Origin of the sequence: Anaerovibrio lipolyticus DSM 3074, from assembly GCF_900141865.1 — a bacterium.
Classification (GTDB): domain Bacteria; phylum Bacillota; class Negativicutes; order Selenomonadales; family Selenomonadaceae; genus Anaerovibrio; species Anaerovibrio lipolyticus.
In genome coordinates this window covers 1-24,692 of the sequence record NZ_FQYW01000030.1, presented here as the reverse complement: position 1 = coordinate 24,692, position 24,692 = coordinate 1, and the positions used below count along the sequence as shown (strand labels likewise).

Annotated in this window: 31 protein-coding genes and 1 pseudogene; 4 read left to right on the top strand and 28 right to left on the bottom strand. The window is 46.4% G+C overall.

The genetic code is table 11. The features are described from left to right. Positions 1-205 (bottom strand): annotated as a pseudogene (locus B6K08_RS13060) (hypothetical protein); the annotation flags it as partial. A gap of 225 nt (positions 206-430) precedes the next feature. On the opposite strand from B6K08_RS13060, the gene B6K08_RS13055 reads away from it, so the two are divergent. Together B6K08_RS13055 and B6K08_RS13050 are read left to right on the top strand one after the other, a co-directional pair. Further along, positions 431-883, top strand: a complete 453-nt coding sequence (locus tag B6K08_RS13055; protein WP_080326317.1) for a low molecular weight protein-tyrosine-phosphatase — start codon at positions 431-433, stop codon at positions 881-883. 197 nt (positions 884-1,080) lie between these two features. Beyond that, the gene (locus B6K08_RS13050; RefSeq protein ID WP_159446793.1) at positions 1,081-1,665 is read left to right on the top strand and encodes a TetR/AcrR family transcriptional regulator; all 585 of its coding nucleotides are present in this window, start codon (positions 1,081-1,083) and stop codon (positions 1,663-1,665) included. A 290-nt stretch (positions 1,666-1,955) separates the two neighbouring features. Here the strand turns inward: B6K08_RS13050 and B6K08_RS13045 are convergent, their stop codons facing one another. The 17 genes from B6K08_RS13045 to B6K08_RS12965 form a co-directional block, all read right to left on the bottom strand. Beyond that, positions 1,956-2,618 carry a DNA-methyltransferase gene (locus B6K08_RS13045; RefSeq protein WP_234985375.1) on the bottom strand — a complete coding sequence of 221 codons (663 nt, stop codon included), beginning with the start codon at positions 2,616-2,618 and terminating at the stop codon, positions 1,956-1,958. 234 nt (positions 2,619-2,852) lie between these two features. Continuing rightward, the gene (locus B6K08_RS13040; protein ID WP_052211922.1) at positions 2,853-3,587 is read right to left on the bottom strand and encodes a GH25 family lysozyme; all 735 of its coding nucleotides are present in this window, start codon (positions 3,585-3,587) and stop codon (positions 2,853-2,855) included. Between the two features lies 1 nt (position 3,588). Next, positions 3,589-3,909 carry a hypothetical protein gene (locus B6K08_RS13035; protein ID WP_039206761.1) on the bottom strand — a complete coding sequence of 107 codons (321 nt, stop codon included), beginning with the start codon at positions 3,907-3,909 and terminating at the stop codon, positions 3,589-3,591. A gap of 12 nt (positions 3,910-3,921) precedes the next feature. Then, a complete protein-coding gene (locus B6K08_RS13030) occupies positions 3,922-4,272 on the bottom strand; it encodes a hypothetical protein (protein WP_052211925.1) in 351 nt (116 codons plus the stop codon). A 1-nt stretch (position 4,273) separates the two neighbouring features. Further along, positions 4,274-4,426: an XkdX family protein gene (locus tag B6K08_RS13025; protein ID WP_039206764.1), complete on the bottom strand. Its 153-nt coding sequence runs from the start codon at positions 4,424-4,426 to the stop codon at positions 4,274-4,276. Between the two features lie 2 nt (positions 4,427-4,428). Continuing rightward, positions 4,429-4,665 (bottom strand): hypothetical protein, encoded by a 237-nt coding sequence (locus tag B6K08_RS13020; RefSeq protein WP_039206765.1) that lies wholly within the window; start codon positions 4,663-4,665, stop codon positions 4,429-4,431. Next, positions 4,640-5,875: a reverse transcriptase domain-containing protein gene (locus tag B6K08_RS13015; protein ID WP_039206767.1), complete on the bottom strand. Its 1,236-nt coding sequence runs from the start codon at positions 5,873-5,875 to the stop codon at positions 4,640-4,642. Before B6K08_RS13015 ends, B6K08_RS13020 begins: the two co-directional genes overlap by 26 nt. Positions 5,876-6,218: 343 nt before the next feature. After that, a complete protein-coding gene (locus B6K08_RS13010) occupies positions 6,219-8,351 on the bottom strand; it encodes a phage tail protein (protein ID WP_052211927.1) in 2,133 nt (710 codons plus the stop codon). A 14-nt stretch (positions 8,352-8,365) separates the two neighbouring features. Next, positions 8,366-9,088: a phage tail protein I gene (locus tag B6K08_RS13005; RefSeq protein WP_052211929.1), complete on the bottom strand. Its 723-nt coding sequence runs from the start codon at positions 9,086-9,088 to the stop codon at positions 8,366-8,368. Further along, entirely contained in the window at positions 9,081-10,205 is a 1,125-nt protein-coding gene (locus B6K08_RS13000; protein WP_039206769.1) for a baseplate assembly protein, read from the bottom strand. Before B6K08_RS13000 ends, B6K08_RS13005 begins: the two co-directional genes overlap by 8 nt. Next, complete coding sequence (locus tag B6K08_RS12995) at positions 10,195-10,512, bottom strand: GPW/gp25 family protein (RefSeq protein ID WP_039206771.1); 318 nt, start codon at positions 10,510-10,512, stop codon at positions 10,195-10,197. The genes B6K08_RS13000 and B6K08_RS12995 overlap by 11 nt, the downstream gene beginning before the upstream one ends. After that, positions 10,509-11,015, bottom strand: coding sequence for a phage tail protein (locus B6K08_RS12990; protein WP_052211932.1), 507 nt, complete (start codon positions 11,013-11,015; stop codon positions 10,509-10,511). Before B6K08_RS12990 ends, B6K08_RS12995 begins: the two co-directional genes overlap by 4 nt. Before the next feature lie 4 nt (positions 11,016-11,019). Beyond that, a complete protein-coding gene (locus tag B6K08_RS12985; protein ID WP_052211935.1) occupies positions 11,020-11,340 on the bottom strand; it encodes a PAAR domain-containing protein in 321 nt (106 codons plus the stop codon). Between the two features lie 35 nt (positions 11,341-11,375). Beyond that, the gene (locus tag B6K08_RS12980) at positions 11,376-11,789 is read right to left on the bottom strand and encodes a phage baseplate assembly protein V (protein WP_039206773.1); all 414 of its coding nucleotides are present in this window, start codon (positions 11,787-11,789) and stop codon (positions 11,376-11,378) included. Then, on the bottom strand, positions 11,779-12,696 hold the full coding sequence (locus tag B6K08_RS12975; protein ID WP_234985374.1) for a phage late control D family protein: 918 nt from the start codon (positions 12,694-12,696) through the stop codon (positions 11,779-11,781). Before B6K08_RS12975 ends, B6K08_RS12980 begins: the two co-directional genes overlap by 11 nt. Positions 12,697-12,791: 95 nt before the next feature. Further along, positions 12,792-13,004, bottom strand: coding sequence for a tail protein X (locus B6K08_RS12970; RefSeq protein WP_039206776.1), 213 nt, complete (start codon positions 13,002-13,004; stop codon positions 12,792-12,794). Further along, positions 12,994-16,149 (bottom strand): phage tail tape measure protein, encoded by a 3,156-nt coding sequence (locus B6K08_RS12965; RefSeq protein ID WP_159446792.1) that lies wholly within the window; start codon positions 16,147-16,149, stop codon positions 12,994-12,996. Before B6K08_RS12965 ends, B6K08_RS12970 begins: the two co-directional genes overlap by 11 nt. A 10-nt stretch (positions 16,150-16,159) precedes the next feature. On the opposite strand from B6K08_RS12965, the gene B6K08_RS13895 reads away from it, so the two are divergent. Then, positions 16,160-16,360: a hypothetical protein gene (locus B6K08_RS13895; RefSeq protein WP_159446791.1), complete on the top strand. Its 201-nt coding sequence runs from the start codon at positions 16,160-16,162 to the stop codon at positions 16,358-16,360. A gap of 197 nt (positions 16,361-16,557) precedes the next feature. Here B6K08_RS13895 and B6K08_RS12960 read toward each other — a convergent pair whose 3' ends face one another. From B6K08_RS12960 to B6K08_RS12915, 10 genes are read right to left on the bottom strand one after another with little or no spacing between them, the layout of a single operon-like run. Beyond that, positions 16,558-16,839: a hypothetical protein gene (locus B6K08_RS12960; protein WP_039205554.1), complete on the bottom strand. Its 282-nt coding sequence runs from the start codon at positions 16,837-16,839 to the stop codon at positions 16,558-16,560. A 20-nt stretch (positions 16,840-16,859) separates the two neighbouring features. After that, positions 16,860-17,387, bottom strand: a complete 528-nt coding sequence (locus B6K08_RS12955) for a phage major tail tube protein (RefSeq protein WP_039205555.1) — start codon at positions 17,385-17,387, stop codon at positions 16,860-16,862. A gap of 53 nt (positions 17,388-17,440) precedes the next feature. Continuing rightward, positions 17,441-18,889 carry a phage tail sheath family protein gene (locus B6K08_RS12950; protein WP_039205556.1) on the bottom strand — a complete coding sequence of 483 codons (1,449 nt, stop codon included), beginning with the start codon at positions 18,887-18,889 and terminating at the stop codon, positions 17,441-17,443. Beyond that, positions 18,889-19,245, bottom strand: a complete 357-nt coding sequence (locus B6K08_RS12945) for a hypothetical protein (RefSeq protein WP_039205558.1) — start codon at positions 19,243-19,245, stop codon at positions 18,889-18,891. Before B6K08_RS12945 ends, B6K08_RS12950 begins: the two co-directional genes overlap by 1 nt. Further along, positions 19,238-19,738 carry a hypothetical protein gene (locus B6K08_RS12940; protein ID WP_039205559.1) on the bottom strand — a complete coding sequence of 167 codons (501 nt, stop codon included), beginning with the start codon at positions 19,736-19,738 and terminating at the stop codon, positions 19,238-19,240. The genes B6K08_RS12945 and B6K08_RS12940 overlap by 8 nt, the downstream gene beginning before the upstream one ends. Further along, on the bottom strand, positions 19,735-20,307 hold the full coding sequence (locus B6K08_RS12935; protein ID WP_039205561.1) for a hypothetical protein: 573 nt from the start codon (positions 20,305-20,307) through the stop codon (positions 19,735-19,737). The genes B6K08_RS12940 and B6K08_RS12935 overlap by 4 nt, the downstream gene beginning before the upstream one ends. Beyond that, the gene (locus B6K08_RS12930; RefSeq protein ID WP_039205562.1) at positions 20,307-20,654 is read right to left on the bottom strand and encodes a hypothetical protein; all 348 of its coding nucleotides are present in this window, start codon (positions 20,652-20,654) and stop codon (positions 20,307-20,309) included. Before B6K08_RS12930 ends, B6K08_RS12935 begins: the two co-directional genes overlap by 1 nt. Before the next feature lies 1 nt (position 20,655). Then, positions 20,656-21,000 carry a DUF2190 family protein gene (locus B6K08_RS12925; RefSeq protein ID WP_039205564.1) on the bottom strand — a complete coding sequence of 115 codons (345 nt, stop codon included), beginning with the start codon at positions 20,998-21,000 and terminating at the stop codon, positions 20,656-20,658. Positions 21,001-21,017: 17 nt separating this feature from the next. Continuing rightward, the gene (locus B6K08_RS12920) at positions 21,018-22,925 is read right to left on the bottom strand and encodes a prohead protease/major capsid protein fusion protein (protein WP_080326314.1); all 1,908 of its coding nucleotides are present in this window, start codon (positions 22,923-22,925) and stop codon (positions 21,018-21,020) included. Next, entirely contained in the window at positions 22,894-24,432 is a 1,539-nt protein-coding gene (locus B6K08_RS12915) for a phage portal protein (protein WP_080326313.1), read from the bottom strand. Before B6K08_RS12915 ends, B6K08_RS12920 begins: the two co-directional genes overlap by 32 nt. A 124-nt stretch (positions 24,433-24,556) precedes the next feature. Here B6K08_RS12915 and tnpA point away from each other — a divergent pair. Further along, positions 24,557-24,692 (top strand): IS66 family insertion sequence element accessory protein TnpA (tnpA, locus tag B6K08_RS14360; protein WP_407639845.1); only part of this gene is annotated, 136 nt, incomplete at its 3' end.

Genomic DNA, 24,692 nt, shown 5'->3' with positions numbered 1-24,692 from the left:
GGTTGTTTTCCATCAGCTCTGCCACAGCCGAATGAAACATGTCAAATCCCGCCATAGAATTGGAGAACGGGATAGGCTTTCTGGTGAATTCGATCCCCCTCCAGTTGAAAGCCCTGAAGTAGTGTTTTTCACTGCCGACATCGATGCCGACGATCATAGATGTTTCTTTTACTTGCTCGATCTTCTTGTTTTGTGTAGACTTCATTTTGTAGATACCTCTCTTTTCTGTTTATTACTAACTTCTCAGGGTCAGTAATGACAGTTTAGCTGAGGTATCTCTTTTTGTTAAGTTTGACTTATCTGTTGTCTACACTTTGAATTATACAGGAAGCTATTTTATGCCAAAATATAGCTTTTTGTGATAGAATTGTGTGGTAGTGATATTTTTACGAAGCTTGTAAAATCAAGGTTTTAAAGGGGTTTTGAGAAAATGACCAATATACTTTTTATTTGCCACGGCAATATTTGCCGTTCTACAATGGCCGAATTTGTTATGAAGGATATTGTAAAAAAAGCGGGAATGGAGAAGGATTTTTATATTCAGTCCAGAGCTACTCATAGGGATGAGTTAGGCTCAGATACATACTGGGGAACCAAGGATAAACTGGATAAAGAGGGGATTCCTTACACCAAGCGCAAGGCTACACTCATGACTAAGGAAGATTATGATAAATACGACTATATTTTGGGGATGGATGATGAGAATATGCGTTATATCGCCAAGATAATAGGCTCTGATCCTTATCACAAGGTTTATATGCTAATGGATTTTGCCGGAGAACACAGAAGTATTGCAGATCCTTGGTATACTGGAAATTTCGATGCCACCTTTGATGATGTAATGGGTGGTTGCCAAGGGTTATTTCAGCATATTACAAAATGAGTTGTCCCCTTACAATAGACATGTAACTAAAAAGTATTTTATATATAGACATTCATATAATAATGTTATAGTTGTATAATACTATATGATTTTTCTTGTATATCATCTATTAAAATGCTATAATCATTTTGGATAAAGTATGAGTTTTATAAGGGGAAGTGGTTATCATAAGAAGGACAAATACTAAGGAACGTATATTGGAGGAATCTTTAAAATTATTCTCTAATTTCGGGTATCACGCTGTCGGGGTAGAGATGATTGCTGCTGCTGTAAAGGTGACTCCGCCATCTTTGTACAAGCATTTCAAGGGGAAACGTGAAATTCTTGACACCATCATTGAACAGGCTGAGGAGAACTATGATAAGCATAGCCTGCCTATTATCAATTTTACTGATGAGCAGTTAAAGAATCTCACTAAAGAGGAATTCATCAAGTATATTATGGACCATGTTAAAAACGTCATCCATGATAATGTTATTAAGTGTGTCCGTAAGCTGTTGATTCTGGAGCAGTTCCGTAACGAGCAAATCAGATTGATGTACATTGAAAAGACCTACACTAGAGCAGAAAGTTTTATCAGAAATCTATTGGAGGGTTTATTAAAAAATAAGCATGGTGGCAAGTGCAATCTGAAGGCTACTACTGATCATATGGTGAATATGTTCTACCTGCCGATTCTTTCTTTGATAAATCGTTGTTATTCTGAGCCTGAATATGAGAAGAAGGCTATTGAGTTTATCGAGAATCATATCAGTATTTACTGGGATACTTATTTCGAATAATCGAAGGTTTTTATATCAATAAGATAGGGATGCATACATCAGCGTATTGCATCCCTTTTTTCTGTAAATAATTTACTTCCGATAATTTATACTTATCGGAAGTAAAAATACAATTGTAGATATTTGAAAATAATATTTTGATATATATGTATTTATCAAGGGTTTTAAGACCCTTCTAAAAATAAAAGTAAATATCGTTTTATTATTTTAAATATGATTTCCCTAGACCTTCGGCGGCAAAATGGCGGAAGTTTTTAAACGGCATTCATGTCAAATAACCCCATGCTCCTTTATTCGGTTATCTGTCTTAATCTTTGGTTTGAAATTTCACAATACTCCGGCATTTTTTCAATGCCGATATACTGGTGTCCTGTTTTTAATGCTGCCACGCATGTAGTACCAGAACCAGCAAATGGATCCAGAATAATACCATCATAAGGTATTACTTTACAAAGTTCTTCCATGAGGGCGGTAGGCTTGCCAGCTATATGATGTTTATCTTTTTGTCGCACATGTTCTTCATAACAACCAGGGAACGGGCCATTATTCTGGATATTACACGGGCCTTTTGTTCCCCACAAGATGAACTCGCACTGGTGACGAAAATAACCCTTGTGTGGTGCTCTGGATCCAAGTCCCTTATTCCATACAATAACGCCGCGCCAGCTTATTCCGCCGATTTGCAGTGCATCTGTGGCGGTTGGCAGCTGACGCCAATCGCAGAACATGAGGAAGTACCCCCCCTCTTTAAGGGTGCGAAAACATTCAGCTATCCATAAATTGCACCACATGAGCCAGGACCGCCCATCTTTGGCGTCGCCCAAAAAGTCAGGTCTGCCTTGCGGGTAGTTCTCGTATTTGTTGGTAGTGCTTTGTATTTTGGCACCTATGGAACGGCCACCGGAACAATAAGGCGGGTCGGTAATTACCGCATCAATACTGTTATTTGGCAACAACCTGAGCGTTTCAAGGCAATCCCCTTGTATGATACGATTCAGATACTTTTCTATCATTATATAGCTCCTTTCAATTATACCCTCATAGGCTGCGGTTGTGGTATAGGGCAGTTTTTAAGCATTATATCCTCAATTTGCTCTATTTCGTTGGGGCATAGATTATATTGAGATGCTAATTCCTGAAAATTAATAAATGCCTCGTAAACCTTCCACCATTCCGCAGCTGTTATTTTATGATTCATAAATATAATTAGCGTCAAAATATCCGGCCCCTGGAATGTGCTGGTTGTCGGTGTACTGCCACATCATTCCCTTAATATCATCACCTGGGCCCCACTCGGCATTCCATACCGCGCAACCAAGGCTTTGCCAGTCGATGTAGGTAGTGAGCCATGAAAATGAAGCATAGACGCCACAATTCAGCTGAATGTTGTCAAGGAACGCCCTGCACATAGCTGTTATTTCGTTAGGGTCGAAGGCAAAGCCGTTTTTTACCTTGTAACCATCGGCATCTTCCATGTCAAACCAAACAGGAAGCTCCAGCAAAACTCCAGCATCTTCTATTACCTTGCGGCAATGTTCAGCTTCTTCTATTGCCTGGCTAACATTAAGAGCATAACTGTAATGGTAAGCTCCTACCTGTAGTCCGGCAGCATGGGCACCGTTTACATTTTCTATAAATGTTTCATCAATTCCATGACGGCCATAGGTGCAGCGGCAAATTGCGAATTTGTAACCAGCAGCGGCAACTGCATCCCAATTTACCCGGCCATTTGCATAACTTACATCTATACCTTTCATTTTATCATCTTCCTCCTTTTTATGGTGAATACTGAAGGGCGACTCTTCAAAAAGCCGCCTTTTCAGTTCTCCGGTTAAATCCATACAGAAATTACATTCTTTTGCTACAGCTAAAAAGGCCATCGTTACTTTGGCCAATACACCCCATTTTCTCCCCGACATCATTTTATTTACCTCTTTCGGCGGTTTCTGTTTTATATGGGTGTGCCCCTGCTGCACTGTTGTATTTGCTGTCAGTAGAATATTTGGTCCAGCAGGCTTTCGCCAGAGCCACAATGCCACCCAGGCCAGCCACCACTACGCTGATACCCTGCCAGCAAGAACTAAGTTCAAATTTGGTATTTGCCAAGGCGTTGCTCCAATATCCATAAAGCCAGCTAAACATCACCAAACACAGGAACATCATCATGCAGACAGACAAGACGATTATAATGGCTAGCCAGTTCCGCTGTGCCCATGTGGAAATCTCTTTAAATTTCTTTTTCACTTTTTCACCCCTCTAATTTTCCAATGGCAATTTTTGAACCTCTGCATATTGTCGGTCACAGAGCCCATTACCACCTAGAGTCTTGTAACTATCATGCATTTTTGTGATGTTCTCCAATATGAGAGGGTCTATTTTACCTCGTTCTATGAAATATCTGCATGATTGCAAAATCCTATCCCTGAGCATGGCTAAAAGCCCTTCTTTCATTGCTTCAATGGTTGCGGCCATTTCCTGCTCTTTGGCTTGCTCTATAACCTTTTCTTCTGCTCTTTTCTTCTGGTGGTTTTCTATCTTGTAATCAAGATATTTTCCAATAAATATAATGGCCAGTGGAGAAAGCAGATATTGCATAAATGTCTCCATTTTAAGACTCCTTATTGTACTTCTCCCCTGTGATTTCCTCATACTCATCTGGTGTAATCCAGCCCTTGGCTACTACATTGTAGACCATCCGAATGTTCCAAAAGCCTTCCTCATAGTAGTATTTTACCTTTTCAAAATGCTTACTGCGTTCCATTTTTAAAGTCCTCCTTCCAGGTCGATATCAGTCATTGCAGCCAAATATTCCAGCTTTGACTGGGTGATAGCATTTGTTATAGCCATGTATTCGGTGTGTGACATGGTTCTTTCTTCATACTCCCATACAGTCGGCTTGGTACCATCACTTCCCTCTACTTCCACCAGCTGGATTTTTCTGCGCTGGTAGACCGTTGTTGGGCTTGATTCAGTATCAAATTCTTTTGGTCTTTCCACCATTGAGCCTTGCACTTTTTTCCAGTCCTTCATTTATGATTCTTCTCCTTTCTTTTGCTATGGGCAATACCGCCCTACTATGAGCCCTTACCTTTGCCTTTAACAGTCTGGTGTTGATATTGGGCTTAATATACTTCTCATAATATTTATATGTGTTGGTGTGCCTTATCCATGATAGGCGTGAAAACATGGACGCGCCATCGTGCCAGGTTGTCCTTTCTTTTGCCGCTATCCGTTTGGATTTCTTTCGCATACGCTTCAAAATACTTTTACGAAGGGTTGTCCGGTTATGATGGATAACTGCACCGACAGCATTGATAGCCCTTCCCCGGGCTTTTTCTTTGCCGTTTTTGTCAAATTCGCCTGTGCCGTACTCGAAACGGTAAACCTGGGTACAGTCATTAAGCTCCAGCTTTAATTCCCGCCTTAGGTACTTGCGTATCTCTTTTAATGCACGATGTACCTTTCTTTTGTTTTCTCCAACCAGATAAAGGTTATCCGCAAAGCGCAAATATTTAACTCCTTCAAGTGACGCCGCAAAGTGGTCAAATTCCTTCAAATAGAAATTGAAGAACCAGGGCGAAGTATAGTGGTCTAATATTAAGCCGCATAATTTCTTACTTTCTGGTTCATTTGCTTTGTAGTGGAGAAATTGGCATGTTAATCGCAGCCATTCTTTGTCCTTGACAACTTTCTTTAGTTGTCGCACTAAGATCGCAATTACTACTGAGCCGTAAGCATGATGTATATCCGTTTCACAGATATATATCTTTTTGCCTACCTGTATCCATTTTTTCAGCCGCTTTATAGCTGCATGTGGTCCAAACTTTTTAACGGCAGAAGTGCCATCAGGAAGTATCTTTACATCTGGTGGTAAACAGCCATAAACCTGTTCATATAAACCTTCCAACAAAACAGGCTTGAATGGTTCAACAATCATGTGATGCAGGATTTGCTCCGGGCAAAACTTTGGTTTTTCAATTTCCCGGGACTTATGGTTGGCTCCGTCAATAATCTCATGGGTGTTATCTTCGCAGGGCCTATAACTGGGGTCTGCTGCACATTTAACAACCAAGTTATAGGTCTTGTCGAAGTTAACGAACGCATGGATTACTTCCCTGCGGCGCAGCTTGCCTTCTGCTGCATCCAGAGCGCATTGAGCAACCACATCCGGCTCCAGCATTTTATTATATAAACCTCTATAGGTTTTCATTGCTTTCTTATCTCCTATTGAAATTTCGATATAATCTACTATCCCAATCCTTTCGTCGGAAAATTTTCACCAATGGGTGCGGATTATGCAGGGCCTTGGAATCTTGTTTCTTGTAGATAAGAATGGCCGCAGCCGTTGTTCCAGTTCGCATTCGACGGGGCATTGTTCACATTGAAGCAGAAAGGACCACCAATAGCAGTCGCATTGTTCGCACTGGCACCCGCAATGAGCGGAGGTACAAAAGCCGTAAGTCGCCCCACATAACCCAAATATTCAATTTTTCGGGAGAATTATAGGGGAGGGAGTCCCCTCCCCCGCCTTACGGCTCCCCCTCCCGAAAAGGTTATACATAAGAAAGGCCGCAGCCGATGTTCCAGCTCGCATCCGACGGGGCACGGTTCACACTGAAGCAGAAAGGACCACCAATAGCAGTCGCATAGTCCGCACCGGCACCCGCAAAGAGGTAATCCAGCTGTGTGTTGTTGGTCCAGTAACCATCACAATAATGAGTGGTACTGCTGCCAGTGGCAAGGGTTGGAATCATGCCGTTTTTGTCGCAGTGCATACCATTGATATAGCTGGCGAAACCCGATGGAGCTGTGAGCCCTGTATCTTCGTACCCGGTAACATCGGTCACGCGGTAGCCGTTGCCCTCCGGGGTCATCTTTACATAGATTCGTCCGTTATTGTTAATCAGTCCAGCAACGCGGTCCCACTGATCGCCCCAGAACTTTTCAATATGGAAAACCTTTACCTGATTGGTGTTGTTATATCCATAGAACTGGCCCTTATCTTTAAGGGTTCCCGTTGCAAGCATACCGCTGGCACTGGATGCGCTTCGACAGTTACCATTGCCGAAAATGCTCTGCAAGTCCGTAGAACAACCCATTAACAGACACAAGGTACGAATAAGTTCGCGCTGGCTCCATGTGTGGGTATACCATCCCGTACCGTTTGCTGTACACCCCGCTATTTCCTGGGTAGCTGTCAGACTCTGGGCCAATGTCTGGCCAGACAAGGAACGGATTTTTGACGCGTTGCCGCTGCCGCCAAACATGGAATAATAGAAAAAGTCCTTGATGTCCCCAGCTGCATCAGTATGGGCAAATGCCTTGTATGTATCATCGAATGGAGTTTCACTGATTACTTCATACTCATAGCGTCCATCCTCCCAACGCTTTACATACACCAGTGGGATGCGTGCCATAGCGTTGCCATCATAAGATGTATTAGCAACATCGGAGGCAGTTACGCCATCCTCTTTTTTTGTGTAGTCGTCTGGGTCAAGGAAATAATCCACTGTACCGTCAGATTTAAGCATTACAGGCTTGTTATTCTTTACGAACCAAAGGTCGCCCCAGTCACCATAGTTAAAAATGCCGTTTGTGAAATCCATACCACAAGGGCCCATCCCTTTGGCGTCAAAAATATATTCGCAGCGGGTGGCTGGGTCTGAGTTGCGTTTGTCGATACGAATACCAAAGCGGCCACTCTTGGTACCAATTCCGCCCGTAGCATCAATATATATGCTGTTCATTTTGGCCTTATCTTCTGCACTCATAAGACCATTGGCCGACTCTGTGGCCACTGGAATGTCTGAAACGCTGCCAATAATATGAATGGACCATGTAACAGTTCCATCTTCTACGGTGTCACCTTCTGCCGGATCTGATACAACCAGCGGCCCATCATCTGTGGTGCCGGAAACTTCACACTCCAGGAAATACCCCGGAGGTAATACTGTGCTAAAAGCAATGCGCCCAAGTGGCACCAGCGTGTTGGGGGTACGAAAGCCAAGCTCTGAAAGGTTCGCGGCTTTTACTACCTGCCAAACAACAGAGCCGTCTGTAATAAGATCACCGTCCTGTACACTGGAGCTGATAATTGGCGCGGTTGCGTCTGTGGTACCAGGAGTAACACAACGCAAATAGTGCATAGCTGGCAAGCCTTCCATTGTAACAGTCTGATTTAAGCTGTAGATTGTGGAACGCCCTGCCACGCCTATGATACTGTTCAGCATATCCACATCAACCAGCCCGGTTGGGGAAATGTTTACGGTAATGTTTTCCGTGTTTTCTACTGCTATGGTCATGGCATAGCTTGCAGAAATGGTAAGAGCCTGGGAACCTGGTGGAATCCAGTCTGGGATATTGTCCAATGAAATCATATAGAGGATTTCACCTTCATCCGGGTCCTGAGCAAAGAGGCCCCATTCCTTGGCATAGAATCCTGTCTCAATTCCCTGGGTGATTATAATGCCCGTTACGGTGCAAAGGTTATCCTCATAAGCCACGGAACTGATTCCAAGGCTTGCCTTTGGGTCGTAAAGGTCTCGCATATTATCAACCTGTTCCGCCGTTTCAGAACCACTGCCCAGCTTTATCCTTGTGAGCTCCAGCCTTGTGGTTCCAGCCAAAACCTTCGCCTGTAATTCGCGGCCCCATTTTGTGAGAACACCGCCTGTCCAATTCGCCATTTTTTAAATCCTCCTTATACCTTGTATCTCTTATGGGTAGCCGATACTATGCCAATATAAATTGCCAGTTGGTTCGTGGCGTCATATACCGGACTAACCTGTTTAACTTTGTTAGCTTTGTGGTTTGTAGTAACACCGCCAATAAATACATTGCCGGATGTTTCAGCGTGCAATACTTGGGCCACTCCGTACCGCTTATGAAGATGTGGAGCAATTCCATAATATTGTTTGCCCTCTGATTCTCTGATAAATCCAAGGCTATCCAACCAGCTGCGTGTGTTTTTTACTGAGTTTATTACCCTGACAACCTTCTCTAAATCCTCCTGAACAATGCGTGGGGCACTCAGCAGGTCAATCTTAAAATGATACGGCTCCCCGCCATATTCAAACCACTCAGTAACCCGGCCACTTTCAAAGACTGTCTGTACCATTTCCTCTACAGCTGCCTTTGTGCCCTTTTTCATGTGCCAGCGTATGGAGTTTTTTACCAGGGCCCGGCGTTTTTCCAGGCTTAGATTTTGGTCGTAAAAATCCACATGCCATTGCCAAGCCAGTAAATCAACCACGGCTTCGGGTAGTTCGTCAATGCGTGAAATGTGCAGAACCTCAATAGTTGCTTTTGTTACTTCCTGTATTTCTTTGTCTAACGCCTGGGCCGCTGCCGACACTCTTTCATCTTCCAAGATATTAGCTGGCAAAATATCCAGCAGACTCAGGCTTTCCACATTTTTAATCATCTTCTAAGCCCTCAAAATTCGCGGTTATGCTACCTATGGCAGCAACCTGGTTATTGGCTATTGTGGTAAATATCGGCTCTGTAATTTCCACCCTTTTTACCCCTGCCATTCTGAGCCGTGCATATAGTTCGGTCGGGTTTATATCCCTTCCCAGCTTACTGCACTGCCAAGTAATAAAATCATTCACGGCTTCCTCTGCTGCCTGTTGAATGTTGGCAGCTTCTCCTTCGTTACTTCTGTCTATCCAGTACGAAAGGTCAATGTTATAGCTGACAGCTTCCGGGGCTTCAACTACAACATTGTCGGTCAATGGTCGAACCGTTTCATCTGATAAAGCCGCCAACACTTTGTTCAGTATTTCCGTACCAGGCAATTCGCCACCAGCCAGCAGCGGGTAAACTGCAACCACGCCCGGTTCAGGGCTGTCCACCTTTACATCAATGATTAATGGGCTGACGCTTTTAACAAAATACTCATAGGCTCCAGTTGGCCCTGCTGTGGTAAATTGTTCCGGGGCTTCATGGATGCGTTCCCTGTAGGCATCGTCCGACTCGGTATCACTGCCGCCTTCGCTGGTTGTGGTGTTGGTAACGCTGGCAACAAATGGAACAGGGTCTACCAACAAAATCAATTCACCGGGCGCGTAATTATTGCCAAGGGCTCCCACCTCAGTACATGTTGCCGCCCCGGTTGCGCTGGTTTCACCCGTTTCAATGATTACTTCGCTGTTGGTGGCAAACATTACCCCATCTCCCGCCGTTGCTCTCGTACCTGCAGGAATAATGGTAGCCATTTCCCTGGCTGCCCCAAGGCTGAACTTTAATGTTACAGTTGCAGCGGCTGCCAAAAGTCGGTCGGTTACAACCATGGCTCCGTGATGATCCAGAATATTGCCAGTAGCAAAGGCTAAAAGGTTTTGTTTGGCTTTTTCGTTTATGATGATCCTCTGCTGGATGATAAGAAGCTCGATACCACGAAGGAATAAACGCAAAGGGTCCGCTCTGGCCAGCTTCCGCTGAAGTAAAGCTTCTACTGTTGTAACGATTTCAAGGTCAACTTCGTCCGGGTCAACATCTGCGTCTGCGAAGGTTATATCTGGTAAATTTTTAAGCTCCATTTATCTTAATCCTCACTTTCGGTTTAACAGTGCCCTCTGTTTCCTTTCCTTCGTAGCTTACCGATACTACCTGGGCCCGTGGTTCGTATCGGTTTATTGCTGCCACAATATCCGCCGTCATGGCTGCCTGGGCCGCAGCTATAGGTAAGTCTACTACGGACGCATTAAGCCCAAATTCCCTATCCATAGGTACGGACTTTTTTAGAGTGGTTAATATAGTGCGCACATTCTGGGCTATTTCCTCCAGTTCGCTGCCTGGTGAAAAATTAATTTCTCCAAGCTCTGCCGTTATATCTATGATTCTCATTCTGAACCCCCGCCTTCTTCGCCTTCCTTATCCTCTTTGTTGATTACAGGGATATATTCCTTAAGGGTTACATCTATTTGTGTGGTAATAACCCGCCCGTTATTGTCAACAACATCCACGGATTCGCTGACACTTTCAATTATCCAAGGGTTTTCCCCAACAGTTTGGTTGTTTAAAACGAAGTAGTTGGCTTCGCCTTTTTCGCATATTTCCCGCACCTTTTTGGTTTCATCCTGCGGATTAAGTCCCCACGCTGCTGAAAACTGCATCGTGAAGCTTATCTCTTCAATGTCGGGGCCAACAAATTCAAGGACTGGCTTGCTGCCAATAACTTCATGGCTGCCATAACGGGCTTTTGTTGCTCTTTTTAACCCCTTGAAGGTTCTTATTTTTTGACTGGAGACCTCAAAAACAATGGGCCCCAGTGAGCCAATTTCTGACTTTTGCATATCTCTGACAGATTGCATAAATTCGTCATAAATCGCCGATGCTAAAAAGGACATCGTTTCAACCTCCTATAAATACATTTCCGCTGCCCGTTGTGTGGCTTCCCGGCTGTCCGCAATCCTGGCAGGTTGTCCCGTCCCCTATCCGAATAGCCGCCCGGCCATTAATAAATACCGTTGAACTTCCCCCGGTGGTGATGAATGTACCGCCGTGGGGACAGTTGCATGGTCCTGTATCGCTCTTTCTATGTGCTCCAAGGTTATTGATATACACATCAGGGGAAACAGTCCCGTTTGTTCCCGTTCTGCTATGTGGGCAGCATGGCAACCCCATATCGCAAATACCAACCTCTTGGTCTCCAAGTCTTGCCGCTGCTGGCATTGTGACACCTCCCTTGTGCCCGATTTGGGTACTTATTAATTAAGGTCAATTCTTGCGCCGTTTATAGTAATGTTCCCCACAACATTTATTTTTAAGGAATTTGTTTTGCGGTTGTATTCAAAATATGAACCATCGAAAAAATCAAGGCGCATAATATCTGGATTTGCCACTTGTGGCGGCTGTTTTTGGGTGAAATAGCTCCCCAAAATCCACCCAGTTGAAAAATTTGTGTCATTATTGGCAAAGATACAAAGCACTTGATCACCTATATCAGGCACCCAATAATCTTTATTTTTCCCGCTGAAACGATGGACAATATGCAGCTTTGGGCTGGTGGTTTCATCCTTGTCGTCAAAAACAACTCTGGCCATACCCTCGCTAGGGAAAACCGCCGAAACTGTTCCGGTCCGTACCATTCCCCGCAGGGCTCTTTCTACATCAGTAGCCATCTATTACCCTCCTAAGCTCTATTTTGGTAGTATAGCCGCCTGTACCAACATCATGGGTGGACTGCTTAATTAAATATTTTCCGTCATATTTGTGGAACCCGGAAAGCTCCACGGTGTTGCTGGCCAATAGGGCAAAATTTCCAATCATGGTAAGGGACGCCGATGTTTCTTCCAGATTCTTCTCATGTAGTTTTTTCTTGGCCAGCTTTTCCGCCTCTTCCACGCTGTCCACCTTCTGGTTAATCTGCAAGATTTGCCCCTCCTTGCGGTTGGGGTCTGTGAAGGTAAACTCTATCATCTTATCCTTCTGGCTATGTTTATATTTCACATGACAGGCTTTATAAATATTGTGAATTGTGGTCTTGCAGTCAAAGGATATAAGGCTCTGCTGCTTCTTTTTGATAGTCATAACCGGATCAGCTTTCTCATACTCGGCAATATCAAAAATAACCACTGTGTTGTCAGTCACTTTTAAAGCCAGCCCTGCATCCTTGCAGAGTTTCTGTAGAAAAGAAAGGTCAGTCTGTTCTGACTGTTCGGCGCGTTCCAGAACTGGGTCGTCCTTGGCGTCAAAATGTTGCTCCATGTTTGCGCCCTCTGCCACATCCTTAAGTATCTGAGACAGTTTTGCCTTTTCCCATGCCCGGGTTTTCTCAATGCCTCTAAGGTTTGAGGCGGTCGGTATTGAAATAAGTTTGATTTTGGCTTCGTTGGGTGGTCCGCTGTTTGTGATTTCATCAACCTCGAATTTACCAAGTGGCAAATCCTGGGCTTGTTCGTCGCCGTTCCAGTTGTCCATGTGCAGGGTTATATCCATCATGGCCCCACGATCCGGCAGCCAGTCACCATGCCAAAGTTCCTCCCTGTCCTGCAAGGTTATTTCTGCGCTGTCAGCTTCGTCACTCATAACCTCCCGGACACTAAAGGATTTAAAAAAGGCCGCTATATCCGTCGAAATGTCTTTGCTATCATACTGGCATTTAATTGACACCCTCCGGGCTTTTATTGTTTTCTCTTCCATGGCGGTAAGTTCTCCACTTTGGTTTTTTCAGTGATTGTCGGAATGGATAAAGTGACGCCCGCCGAAAATATGGCGGTGTCACAATAATCCTTGTTTTCGTTGATCAGCAAACTGACATATTTACACGACCCCAACTGTTCAAAGGCTATCAGGTCCCACGTGTCCCCCATTTTTGTTATGTACTTATTGCTCATAAGCCAGCCGCCCCCTCTCACGGTTGTATGCTTCCATCTGCTCCATAAAGCTGCGCTGTACGGTCCGGCCTGCCCTTTCCACTGCCCTTCTGATTTCGTTCGGTTCGGTATCCCCATTAATATTCAAGGTTATGGAAATTGGCGGGGCGTTCATGGGTGCAGCCTGTTCAACTAACTGCGTTGGATGAACTGCCAAGGCCCCTGGCAGTAATGTAGCTGGCGAATCGCCACCATTATTGGCAGCTTTGCCAATTCCCAATATTTCCCCAGCTTTTCTCCAGAGCCCGATAGCTCTCGGAGAACCGTCCAACGGTATAGCCGCCTCTGGGCTATCTTCTGCGAAGGTCGTCAGGAAAGCACCTTTTCGATATATGCCGCCCTTGGCATTGTGGGCCACTTCGTCGCCTCCGCCGCCACCAAGCCCTGGCAAGAGGCTGGCCACGCTCTTAATTGAGCCAATTATTCCGTTTATCATGCTTTCGATTCCACCTAGAACACTGGAAGCAATATTTTTCATTGTATTAAAGGCGTTATCAAATATAGTTGTCAGCCCTTGCATGGCCATAGACCAATTTCCAGTAAATACGCCAGTAACGAACTGAATCAGTCCAGTGAAGAATCCAATAATTCCGGTGATTATGGAGGCCACTACATTGATAACTGTAGTCATGCAGCCAACGGATATATTGGCAAATACTACAAAGGCGGTGATTAATGCGCCGCCCAAAACTTCAGCAATAAACAGAAGCACCTGGCCAAGCATGTCAAACATTCCGCTATTGGCCGATATTGCAGCACTGATTTGCGAAAATGCCGCCATGATAGTGGCCCCGATACTCGCAAAAGCCGGGCCCACCGAACTAATCATTACACCAAAGGCTTCCTGCAGTTTGGCAAGTGCTGGCTGTATCATTGCCCATGCGTTGGCAAATGCAGCCTGTATCTGTGCCCACAGCCCCATAAAGAAAGGCCCCACAAGTTCCCAGTTGTTGTATATTAGGTAAGCCGCCCCGGCTATGGCCATGATGGCAATACCCAAAGGCGAGAACATGGCGGCCAGGCTTGCCCGACCTATGCCCATGATGGCTGTGCCCAGAGACTTAAAGCCATTGGTTGCCGCCTGCAGTGCCCCACTTATCGAAAAACTTCGCGCCATATTCATAACCGCCCGGCCTGCATTTCCTGCCTGGGTTGCTATGTTACTGGCTGTTGATGCAATAGTCTGGCGGGCTGAACTCATTGCTGTTATAGCATTACCTTTCAAGCCGCTAAGGGCGGCCTGGGTGGACGATATGCCATTAGTAACTCCATTCTTGATACTCTGGCCAATTTGCGTCCAGGTTATTGACCGCAATTGACCGTATGTATCCATTGCTGACTGGCCTATTTTTCGATAGGTGTCGCCGCTGGTTACAGTATTAAATACGGCCATTGCTTTGGTATGCGCTGCCGCCGCTAAAGTTGACGCTCTGGCCTGTATCGTTGCAGCTAAGCCAAGGGTGTTTTGTTCAGATGCCGCTGCAGCTGACGCTACTCCCATATTTCTTATAGACAGCGTATATAATTCCACGCTTGTTTTCGCAAGAGCAAACCCAGTAACTATAAATTTATAGAACGATATAACTCCAGCAATGCCAGCAAGAGCACTAATCGTGCCAACAATTGCCGCCGTTAGCATCTGGTGCTGTTGTGCAAATCTTGAAATAGAACCTGCAACAGAGGCAGCTCCCCTCATTGCTGATGTAAGTGATGGTAAGAATATGGAACCAATGGATATACCAACACTTTCCATCGCTGATTTTAACTGGGTAAAAGCTCCCTTGGCATTATCCATCATAACGGCGGCCATTTTCTCAGCCTCTCCGTCGCAGTTCTCCATCTCATTTACAAGGCTTTCAAATACTTCCGGCCCTGCTTCGAGGACATTTAACCAGCCTGTGGCGGCGTTTGTGCCGAAGATGGCTGATAATGCTGCCAGCTTTTGCTCTTTGCCCATCTGGGCGGTTGCGTCTCTAAGGTCGGATATAATGGCAACCATCTTGTGGGCGGGTCCGCCGCTATAATTGTCCATGTCTATACCCAACTCTTTTAAAGCATTTTGTGCTTCCTGCTGTTCCTTTGTGGCATCAGAAAGAGAAATACCTAATTCGTCTAACGCCTTAGATGCTTTTTTAGGTGGTCCCGCCAAACGCAGAAAACCAGCGCGTAAGGAAGTACCAGCCTGGCTTGCCTTGACGCCAGCGTTGGCCATGAGACCCGTGAGGGCTGCCGTTTCTTCCATGGTTGCCCCGTATCCTCTGGCTACCGGGGCGGCGTACTTCATGGTTTCGCCGATCATTTCCACATTAGTGTTACACCGTGTGGCTGTAACTGCAAAAACATCCGCCATGTGGCTGGCGTGTTCAGCTGAAAGACCGAAAGCGGTCAAATCATCCGATATGATGTCTGCTGTTCTGGCCAGATCAGTGCCCCCGGCCGCAGCCAAAGCCAACAGTCCTGGCATACCAGCCATTATTTGCTCAGTATTCCATCCTGCCATCCCTAAGTATGACATTGCTTCCGCTGCCTGGGTTGCGCTGAACTGGGTAGTTTCCCCCAGCTTTCTGGCGTTATCTGTGAGTTTTTGCATATCCTCAGTACTGGCTCTGGTAATGGCCTGAACCTTGGACATGGATGCCTCAAACTGCATGGATGTTTCTATTGCACCTATAAATGGAGCCGCGACCATACTAATACCAATTGCTGTATCGTATAAGTTACTTCTAGCGGCTGCGAAGTTTGCAGATGCCTGATTTCGGGCAGCCGTTGCCTTCTGGAATCGTTCAAGCCTTGCCTGAGTTTGGGTCGCTTCCTGTTTGAGACGGGCCATGTGACTTCTGTATTGTTCTATGGACATGCTGGAGGCGCGCATTGTTTCAGCTGCCCGGCGCACTGCCATTTCATACTGTGAATGACTTATTTTCCCGGCATCCAGCTGGCCCTTTAAACTTCGTACAGTGTTTTGATAAACAGTTATTTCCTTTTGCGACTGATTGAATGTATTAGTCAGGCGTTTTTGCTCTGCATTTATCTGGGCTGTCCGTTCCTCCAACTTCTTCATAGCAGTGGAGCTCTGTCCTATAACCTGGGCAAATCTTCCGCCCATAATGGCATTTATGGCAAAAGATATTGCAAAAATTTTTCCTGCTGCCATTCTTTTTTTGCTCCTTTCTGGTATAATAAAAGAAAAGGGGGCGTTAATTATGATTTACGCTTTTTGCATCGGTGGATTTTTAGCTTTTTGTTTTATGATTGCCCTGTCGATTTTTGTTGTTAAGACCACTCTTTCAGCGGTTCTTGGTATGTTAAAGGGTTAAGATGAAGGCTTCAGTAATGAATTTTAAATAATTCCTTGTTTTAAAGGTCCCACAGTAAAGGGTGGGACCTCTTTTTTATTTCTTTTTTCTGGCTGCCTCTTCTTCCAAGACAACCATCCAGTCCTTTAATTCCCTTATGGTCTGGATTTCCCAGTAATTTATTGGGGCTATCTCCCTCAGTGCAAAAGCTATTTTTCTCAGCTCTTGTCCAGGATTTCCGCGCCCAAATTCTGTAATAAAAAATTCAGTGTTCGCGATACGATAGAAGTAAATTCAGACAGATTCAAGGCCATGATGTCCCTAAACTCTACCCCCAAAGCCTCTGCTGCCAACCTGGCACGGAAATTGCTGGAGTAAATAATATCCGGTGTCGGGTCCGCTGCCATTCTGCAGACACGCTCTGCCCGCTGGAATGCCTGGGCGTTTAATTCCGCCAGCTTAATTTCAAGGTTAGAGAAATCAATTTTCTTATCTTCCATTCTTTATAATCTCCTTTCGATTACAGGCCCAAAGCCTTGCGAACATCGGCCAAATAATCCACGCCGTTAACATAGTGGATGTAATTCAGCTTATCAATTTCAACTACACGCTTGCCGGCAATGGACTCCTTGATGTAAATGATTTCCAAGGTGCTCTTGGTGTCGGTATGATCAGCTGGCTTTAAGGAACCAAGGTCGCCCTTCTTTGGCAGGGCGCGAACATTGATCTTTACCGCTTCAGTGGCAATTTCGCCAGTACCAGCGTCGTAGTTTTCGTTTGCACCACGCAGTTCCAAATCGTGGGCCTTCATGGCCAGCAGTGCGGCGTTGTCGTCGTTAATGGTGCGCCAGTTAATCTCCAGCTCCATACTGCCAGTCTGCCCAGGCGTTGGCATCTCGATTTCTCCACCGATACCTGCGCCGGAAAGTGTGGAAGTCTTATATTCAAAACTTGGCAGGGTAACATCTGCCATACCAAGCTTACGATCGCCGGAAATAAATACCTCAAAATTAACCAGCTTATCGCGTACAATATTGGTTTTTGCCATCGTTTTATCTCCTTTCAGTTGTGCCCATTACGGGCACAACTTTTATATTTACCTTATGCGAACAGAGTAGCAATATATGCAGGGTCATACTCCTGAATGAACTCAATTTCACGGGCAGGGGCTGGTGGAGACATGTATACATGGAAGTACAGCTTGCCGTCCATCAGGTCGGTTGTGGTGTTTTCATCCTCGCGGAACTCAACACGACCGCCCAGCAGCGCACCCTTTGCAGTAAGCCCGTTAAGCCAAATATTGGCACTGTCAACAATGGTCTCAATAAGACGCTTGTTGGCAGGGTCGTCAATCTTTGCCCAGTAGCTGGTTACAAGGGTAGCACCTACCCAGTTGAACATACGGCGGTTGCTGATAAAGCTATCCTTCACGTCGGTGTTGGATGGGTATGCGGTGGTACGGTTGCCCCAGCTTTTCCACCCGCCGATAAAGTTCAACGCCGTAACAATACCCTGACCGTTCAAATATGCCGCCTGTTGGGTATTCAGGAATACCTCTGTTCCATCTGCCAAACAAGCACCATCTGCCTGGAGCTGCTTATTTGATGGGGAATAATATGGAATATCGTCGTGCTGGCTGTCCGTATAGTTCATTACGGAGGCCAGCTGTGCGCTGATATGGTACTTCTTGCCGTCAAGGGTAAGAAGTGGCCAGCAAAGCAGGCAGTCCTTATCAACATAATTATTCTGATTCTTCCAGGCACTTGCAGCAGTATAGGACTTGACTGTTTCGGTTGGAATGTCGCAGATAGAGATAGCATTGAAATGTCCATCAATGTTATGCTCCTTTGCCTTCATAACCGCAGCCACGCCAGTGTTGTGGGACCAGCCCGGCGCGATAATGATACCAGGAACAAGACCAAAGCGTGGGAATACTTCCTCTACGAGCTCCAGACCCTCTGTCTTGTTGGTGGTTACATTGACGCCGCCAATAATATCATCATAGTCAACACTTACAGGATCCAGTTTAGTGTAGGACACGCAAATGCTTGTTACACTGCTGGTGATTGCGCCGCCGTCGATAGGAGTAATTACCAGCTCCTCATCGTCGTTATATGCAGCTGTGTAGTCGGTGTCCTTAACCAGTGCATCACCTTCGGATGTAATCTTTACCACCAGAGTACCCAAAAGAACCGGGTCGGTAACAGTGAAAACACCCTCGCTGATGGCTACAGTCTTGTTATTTTCTACCGTTTTGTGAGTATCCTTATCCAGAACATTAACAAAGACGATAGGGGCCATATTGAACAATGCAAAGTGTGTCTTAATCATTTCACAAAGGGTATATTTGCCCCAATCCTTGGAATAGCCAAAGGTTGCCACTGCTTCCTGATAGGTGTAGCAAAGTACCGGGGTATTGGCAGCCACCGGGGCAGTTGCCAGATGGACAGGCGCGGTACCAAAGCACACGATTAAGCCACTGTCGGTCTGAGTCATTGGCACAAGGGAGGTGGCTTTCTCGCTTGTGTAGACTCCGTGCTTGTATGCCATTACTCACTTACCTCCATGCGTTTAATAATATTGGTATATGCCAGGTTTAACGGTGTCCCCGTCTTGTGAACCTCGGCCATTGCCTTGCTGAGTTTATCAACCTTTACAAACAGGCGTATAATGCCTGGGTGTTTTTCGGCTATGGCCTCAATAAGTTCTGTAGGCCGCCCACGATACACTGTATTCTTCTTTAAGCCCTCGCTTAAGATATTTGGTCCAATATAGACAACTGTCTCAGGCTTCGTGGTGGCCGTGGCTGGTTTTTCCGCCCCTGTGTATCCATTTGCACCGTTAGCCAGTTTTGTGGGCTCTGTGGTGGTTTCTGGGGCCTTCTTGGCCGTCTGCTTATCACTCATTACTCGTATCCTCCATTTTTATTTTTACATTGTCCCAATCCATCTGTTCATTTGGCTGGGCGATCTGATAAACCAGAGTGCCATAACCAAACCAGAACGGATAGGGCTGTGCCTCAATGGTTTCCCATTTTGTTAGCAGTAATAACCTAAAACGCTTGTCAAGCTTTCGGAATATCAATACTCGCTGCCGGATGCGTTCCATAATGCTTAAAAGGTCCATCCAGGCAAGTTCATCCTCACCATGAACGCCGATAGTCAGCCCTATTGTGGCAGTAGAGCCGTTACCCTCGGAAAGTTCTGCATCCTCCACCTTCTGGAGGCTTACGATAACAAGAGGGTAATAGCTGTCATTGTCAAAGTTCTCGTCCGGGATGTGCTGCGCGTACACAGTAACAGGCTTATCCTCCTGATTTTCCGCCTTTAGGCGGTAATCCTTGACAGCTATTTCTATCTCTTTTTTTAAGCAATTTATTAATCTTTCTGGAATAATCATTTTCTATACCCCATCAAAAAGGCGTTAACCTCATGCTCCACATTGACCGCCAGTCTTTCCTCCATCTTGCGTTGAATAAATGACGATACCGCAGGGCTTTCCAACATCTGCGGCGTGGACGGTCCTGAAAGCTTCTCTATTGGAAGGCTGGTATTGCTTGCTCCATGCCCTGCACGCTGAAAAACTCCAATATGTCCCGACCTCATTTTTGCCAGAAAGGCGTGGGCTATAGTGCCGCCCTCGCCCTTTATAACCTGGCTATACAAATATTTCCCCGTGGCTGGCCGCCTCTGTGGAACCTTCCCCGGGTTGTGCTTAAAATATGCCAAATCATTAACGCGGCCCTTGGAACTAAAACCAAAGGACCCGCCGCCCCAGTCAAAGGACATTGTCCGGGTAATGTAGGAAGGCTTTATTGTATAGCGTTCCTTTACCTTCTGGACTGCGTCCTTTTTCGCGCCTCTTACGGTTCTTTTAGCGGCGGAATTGACGGCTTTTTTAGCCGCCCCCGGTATTCCTTTCAGCATTTCCTCAGCACGGTCCAAAGCACTGGCGTCAATTTCAATCATTAAAGTCCGCCTCCCATTCGATAGGCTCCAAGGGTAATGGTCAACATTCCCATATCATCGGTGCAGGTGTCCACTGTGTAGCGTTTCCCATCCACCTTGAAATTTGTTCCCTGGACCGGAATCTTTGGCAGATCGGTGGTCTTTACACACACGGTAATATAATCACCATGAAGGCCCTCAGGGGTGCGCCGCCCCCCTTGTATGTTGGCCGTCCTGTCGTCCGTCTTGTCGGATGAAATCACACAGGCGCAATCTGAACCGTTAAGGTTGTGTATTTCCCCGAACTCGTCAAGGTTTAGGAATACACTGGAAATATCCGCCTCCACCATATCCTTGAAAGCGGACATATTAGCCAATCCTCACTTTGGCAACGGTGGCACTGGCTGCCTTATCCTCTACCACCATACCCGCTGGGGCGTTGTCGGTGGAGGTCTTTGTTACCTTCTTGTTGGTCTTATCCCAGTAAACCTGGTCACCGAATTTCATTTCTGTGGTGTCGGCCGGGAACTCAAACACGCCTTTGACAGCTACAGAGCCGACAGACCCGGCGGAGATAGGCTCAAGGGCAACGCCTACACCTATAGCCACGCTGGTGGTACTTGTGAGAGGCACTGCGTCCATGTAAGAAATATTCTCGGATGCCTTAAAGTTTAAAGTTTCGCCCGGCTGAACAAACTTGGTCATATTAGACATTTTTTAAAACTCCTTTCTTATGCTCCAGTGGACTTTGCAAGGCCACGGAAATCAAGCAGGTTAACCCCAACATCGTGATAAATGCGCCACTTAATGCCCAGAGTGTCGAACTGTACTGCGCTCTCCATGGTAGGGGTCTCTACACCGTTAAGGTATGTTACCTCAATGGTTTGGCAGAGCCCGAAGGCAGCGGCAAGATAGAACTCGGTGGCAGTGGTAAGCTCTGGATCAGATACCACATTCAGACGGTTAGCGAATGGGTTAGGTGTCTGGTTGGCCTTTGTTGGGTCCACTGCGGAACTGATAAGCTGAACGGCAGCCACTTCCAGTTCTGGTGGAACAATCAGGAAGGCTGGCTGAATGTTCAGGGCTTCCTTACCGCCGATATTCTTCTGGCGTGCCATCTTGGCCTTAACCTTGCCAAGACCTGCCACAGAAAGAGCCTCAGCAGAAAGGTTCTTGTGGTCATTGTGGAACAGTGCCGCCCCCTCAATGGTAGGGTTGCTTGTCAAAATGGCGTAAACCATTTTGTTAATCATGCGACGGGCAGCTGCGCCATACAGTGCCGGAATGGTGCTAAGTGCGCCCAAATCGTCGTTAATCATAGCCTTGCGGGTAAGGCTGAAGCTTCTGCCATAGGTGGCAACGGATGCAGTAACAGACGCCTCGGAAACTTCTGCGTTTGTAAATTCTCCGTTCTCGGTGATTTCCTCCAGCTCATCTGCCTCACTCAGACGATACCGGGTTGCAGCCTTGAAGTCAGCATTGCTTCCCTTACCAGTCCAAAGCTGGAAGGTGGTAGGTGCGGTCTGATAAGCCTGGGCCATAGACTTGTTAGCGGTATTGGAAAGAATACCAGGGAACTGCCCGGAACCAGTCAAGGCGGCTCTAATGATTTCCTCTTCGCCCATATCGGTAGTATTGATACCGTCAAAACGCTCGCAGCATTCCGTAGCCAGACGGATAAGGCTTTTGCCTCGGAAATTCTCTGCACCTGCTGCTGGCTTTTCCACAGTGATACCAGCACGGATGGCAAGGCCATCAGTTGCAGCGGCGCGGAACTTATCAGTTTCATCAGCCTGTACAGTGATATTCTGGGGGGTTCTCTCCTTTGCAAGGCGTTCAAGAACCGCCGCTCTGGTATCTTCCACAGAGCTGCCATCACTGATAAAAGGTTCAGCGTCAATATTAAACTGGCGGCAAAGGTTGCTGATTTCCTGCACCCGCTGACGCTCCTGCTGGATGCTAGCCTCACGGGTTGCGCCCTCTGGCTGTGCTGGAGTTGGTGGGGTTGGCTCAGTAATAGTCGCAGTGCGCTCCACATTATGAGCCTGTTCGTTAATTTTTGGCATTTCGTTCACATCTCCATTCTGTTCATTCTGTGGGGCCTCAAAGCTTCGGCCCACTCCTACTGTTGGGTCAGCCGGAACGGAAACAATGGACAGCTCCATAGGCTCCCACTTAATGGCCACACTGCACGGACCATTAAAACGGCCGTTTGTGCTGGTGGCTCCTGCTTCCACATCTTCCCAGACACTGACTCTATAACCAACGGATACGCCTTTTAGGGTTCCGCTTTTTACCTTCTGGTAAATCTTTTCACTTTCTTCGTCGTCGTCAAATTCCACTACGGCACGCAGCTTGTGGGCCTCTTCATCCAGTTCCACGGACACAACCTTGCCAAGCACATAGTCCACATTGTGGTTGAAAAGCATTACACCAATTTCAGACAGGCGTGCTGTGTCAATGGCGTCTGAATCGTGGGATAAAATCTCTGTACCAAACCAACGCTGGTATGGTTCCTCACTGGAAAGAGAAAGCTCCACCTGGCGGCTTTCCTGCTGTCCCTCTTCCGCTGCCCTGATACTAATTTCACCATAGCGGAATTGTGGCTCATTCTTGTTCCTGTTCATCATTTCCGGCATTTTCTTCTTCCTCGCTTTCGTCGTTATTATTGTCTACATGGTTGGATAAAGCGGCCTGTACACTGATAGGCGTATGTATTGCCAAGGTAAGGCCCAGCTTTTCGGCGGTTTCTTTTTCAATGGCCATCTGTTCCAGCTGGTCCCGCCAATCATATCCACGGGCAGCGCACCACTGGCTCATTGTCATCCCGCCGTTTTGTATGGCGGTAATATCGGCGTTTACTTCCTTTTGCGGGTCTATCCAGGACCACCCAGGGGTTACCCATTCGGCTGCCTGGTATTCCTCACGATGGGTGGAATAATCCGGTATATCAATAAGCCCGGACAATACGCAAGTATCAAGCCACTCCCGATAGATTGGCATACACAAATGTGCTGCCATAAAATTTTGTATTGGCTCGAAGGTTTTTCGGTCCTCCAGCATACCCTGACGTGCCGCAGAAAAGCTCGACTTGTTAAAGTCGCGGCTCATTAACTCGTAGGACATACCCAGCCCCGCCCCTGCAAGGCGTTCCTGTACTGCCACATAATCCTTTGCAGTGGTCACGCTTCTGGTTGGGTTGGCTGTCTCCACCTTTTCCCCAGGGGCCAGATACTTAATCATACCCGGACGGATAGACTGGAGTTTCTTCCTTTCCGGGTCTTTTGTATTTCTTACCCCCGGCATTGCGCCCGGCGCACCTGTCTGTGTCGTAATAAATACAGAGAAACAGGCCGCCAGCCTTGCGGCAACGGTTTCAGCATCAAGATAGTCCTGTGTGTCCTTCAGCCGTTTAATGACAGGGGCAAGGTCTGACATTCCCCGAATCTGATCAGGTTGTACGCGATTCCAAAGATGGATAATCTGTCCCGCAGGGACCCTGTCCGGGTCAAATTCAACAAACCCGTCGGGGCTCTTTTTGTTAATCCAGTAGGCCAAAGGCTTAAGGTGTTCATCCAGCTCCACGCCGGATCTGATTGCATTGCCAGTTACCGGGGCAGTTATCAGATAAGAGCTCAGTAAATCGCTTTTGATAACCTGCAAGGTAAACGGGAACCGTCTGCCCTTCTGGACGATTTTCTTTACGAAAATTTCACCGTCCACTATCTTGCGCCGTAAGAGCATTGACTGCATTTCCTCAAAGCTTTGCTGTCCCGTTATGTCGCAGTTCTCCGGGCGTGTCCATTCCCTCCACAACAGCTCTATGCGCTTGTTTAGGTTTTCGTCCCCTGTCCTTGCCTGTAGTTTTATACCAGTTCCTACGACATTGCGGACAATGCCGCCCACGGCAGCACACGCTATGTCGCTGTTGTTTTCCAAGTATCTGGCTCTGGCTTTTACAAGGTCCCTCTGGGTCTTGTCCGTGTTCTCCGTGTCGGAGTTGACGGGCACCCAGCCGTCGTTAAATCTTGTAATTTCCCCAGCCTCATAAGCCCGCAAATTTTCTGCAAAAAAAGCACGTCTGCAGGCCCATTCTGGGGAAATGGCGTAAGCGTCAAAGTTTAAGTCGTCTTCCCGCCAGCCCATTCTCGTGGGATAATAACACTAACAAATTAAAGTTTTGCCGAATGTCTTCGTGTTTCGGGAAAACTTCAAATTGGAGGTGTTTTCTTTGGCGGATAATTCGTTAGAAATACGAACCAGGGTCCGCATGGCTCAATGGCAGTCAATAATTAAAGAGTGCAAGGAATCCGGCATGACGGTAGCTGAATTCTGTGAAGACAGAAATATCAGTTGGCACGCCTATTACTATTGGCTGCGAAAAATCAGGGAATACATTACTCAGC

What these genes read in the sequence shown, in the direction of transcription:
- B6K08_RS12930 (WP_039205562.1), bottom strand. Translation starts at nt 20,654, where the DNA reads ATGTCCGCTTTCAAGGATATGGTGGAGGCGGATATTTCCAGTGTATTC.
- B6K08_RS13025 (WP_039206764.1), bottom strand. Translation starts at nt 4,426, where the DNA reads ATGGAACGCAGTAAGCATTTTGAAAAGGTAAAATACTACTATGAGGAA.
- B6K08_RS12995 (WP_039206771.1), bottom strand. Translation starts at nt 10,512, where the DNA reads ATGAGAATCATAGATATAACGGCAGAGCTTGGAGAAATTAATTTTTCA.
- B6K08_RS12935 (WP_039205561.1), bottom strand. Translation starts at nt 20,307, where the DNA reads ATGATTGAAATTGACGCCAGTGCTTTGGACCGTGCTGAGGAAATGCTG.
- B6K08_RS12965 (WP_159446792.1), bottom strand. Translation starts at nt 16,149, where the DNA reads ATGGGCGGAAGATTTGCCCAGGTTATAGGACAGAGCTCCACTGCTATG.
- B6K08_RS12940 (WP_039205559.1), bottom strand. Translation starts at nt 19,738, where the DNA reads ATGATTATTCCAGAAAGATTAATAAATTGCTTAAAAAAAGAGATAGAA.
- B6K08_RS13010 (WP_052211927.1), bottom strand. Translation starts at nt 8,351, where the DNA reads ATGGCGAATTGGACAGGCGGTGTTCTCACAAAATGGGGCCGCGAATTA.
- B6K08_RS12915 (WP_080326313.1), bottom strand. Translation starts at nt 24,432, where the DNA reads ATGGGCTGGCGGGAAGACGACTTAAACTTTGACGCTTACGCCATTTCC.
- B6K08_RS13030 (WP_052211925.1), bottom strand. Translation starts at nt 4,272, where the DNA reads ATGGAGACATTTATGCAATATCTGCTTTCTCCACTGGCCATTATATTT.
- B6K08_RS12975 (WP_234985374.1), bottom strand. Translation starts at nt 12,696, where the DNA reads ATGAGTGACGAAGCTGACAGCGCAGAAATAACCTTGCAGGACAGGGAG.
- B6K08_RS13040 (WP_052211922.1), bottom strand. Translation starts at nt 3,587, where the DNA reads ATGATGTCGGGGAGAAAATGGGGTGTATTGGCCAAAGTAACGATGGCC.
- B6K08_RS13005 (WP_052211929.1), bottom strand. Translation starts at nt 9,088, where the DNA reads ATGATTAAAAATGTGGAAAGCCTGAGTCTGCTGGATATTTTGCCAGCT.
- B6K08_RS12955 (WP_039205555.1), bottom strand. Translation starts at nt 17,387, where the DNA reads ATGGCAAAAACCAATATTGTACGCGATAAGCTGGTTAATTTTGAGGTA.
- B6K08_RS13020 (WP_039206765.1), bottom strand. Translation starts at nt 4,665, where the DNA reads ATGGTGGAAAGACCAAAAGAATTTGATACTGAATCAAGCCCAACAACG.
- B6K08_RS12970 (WP_039206776.1), bottom strand. Translation starts at nt 13,004, where the DNA reads ATGAGCAATAAGTACATAACAAAAATGGGGGACACGTGGGACCTGATA.
- B6K08_RS13055 (WP_080326317.1), top strand. Translation starts at nt 431, where the DNA reads ATGACCAATATACTTTTTATTTGCCACGGCAATATTTGCCGTTCTACA.
- B6K08_RS12980 (WP_039206773.1), bottom strand. Translation starts at nt 11,789, where the DNA reads ATGGCTACTGATGTAGAAAGAGCCCTGCGGGGAATGGTACGGACCGGA.
- B6K08_RS12960 (WP_039205554.1), bottom strand. Translation starts at nt 16,839, where the DNA reads ATGGAAGATAAGAAAATTGATTTCTCTAACCTTGAAATTAAGCTGGCG.
- B6K08_RS12920 (WP_080326314.1), bottom strand. Translation starts at nt 22,925, where the DNA reads ATGCCGGAAATGATGAACAGGAACAAGAATGAGCCACAATTCCGCTAT.
- B6K08_RS12945 (WP_039205558.1), bottom strand. Translation starts at nt 19,245, where the DNA reads ATGAGTGATAAGCAGACGGCCAAGAAGGCCCCAGAAACCACCACAGAG.
- B6K08_RS13000 (WP_039206769.1), bottom strand. Translation starts at nt 10,205, where the DNA reads ATGGAGCTTAAAAATTTACCAGATATAACCTTCGCAGACGCAGATGTT.
- B6K08_RS12990 (WP_052211932.1), bottom strand. Translation starts at nt 11,015, where the DNA reads ATGTCCTTTTTAGCATCGGCGATTTATGACGAATTTATGCAATCTGTC.
- B6K08_RS12950 (WP_039205556.1), bottom strand. Translation starts at nt 18,889, where the DNA reads ATGGCATACAAGCACGGAGTCTACACAAGCGAGAAAGCCACCTCCCTT.
- B6K08_RS13895 (WP_159446791.1), top strand. Translation starts at nt 16,160, where the DNA reads ATGGCAAAAGATATTGCAAAAATTTTTCCTGCTGCCATTCTTTTTTTG.
- B6K08_RS13015 (WP_039206767.1), bottom strand. Translation starts at nt 5,875, where the DNA reads ATGAAAACCTATAGAGGTTTATATAATAAAATGCTGGAGCCGGATGTG.
- B6K08_RS12985 (WP_052211935.1), bottom strand. Translation starts at nt 11,340, where the DNA reads ATGCCAGCAGCGGCAAGACTTGGAGACCAAGAGGTTGGTATTTGCGAT.
- B6K08_RS12925 (WP_039205564.1), bottom strand. Translation starts at nt 21,000, where the DNA reads ATGTCTAATATGACCAAGTTTGTTCAGCCGGGCGAAACTTTAAACTTT.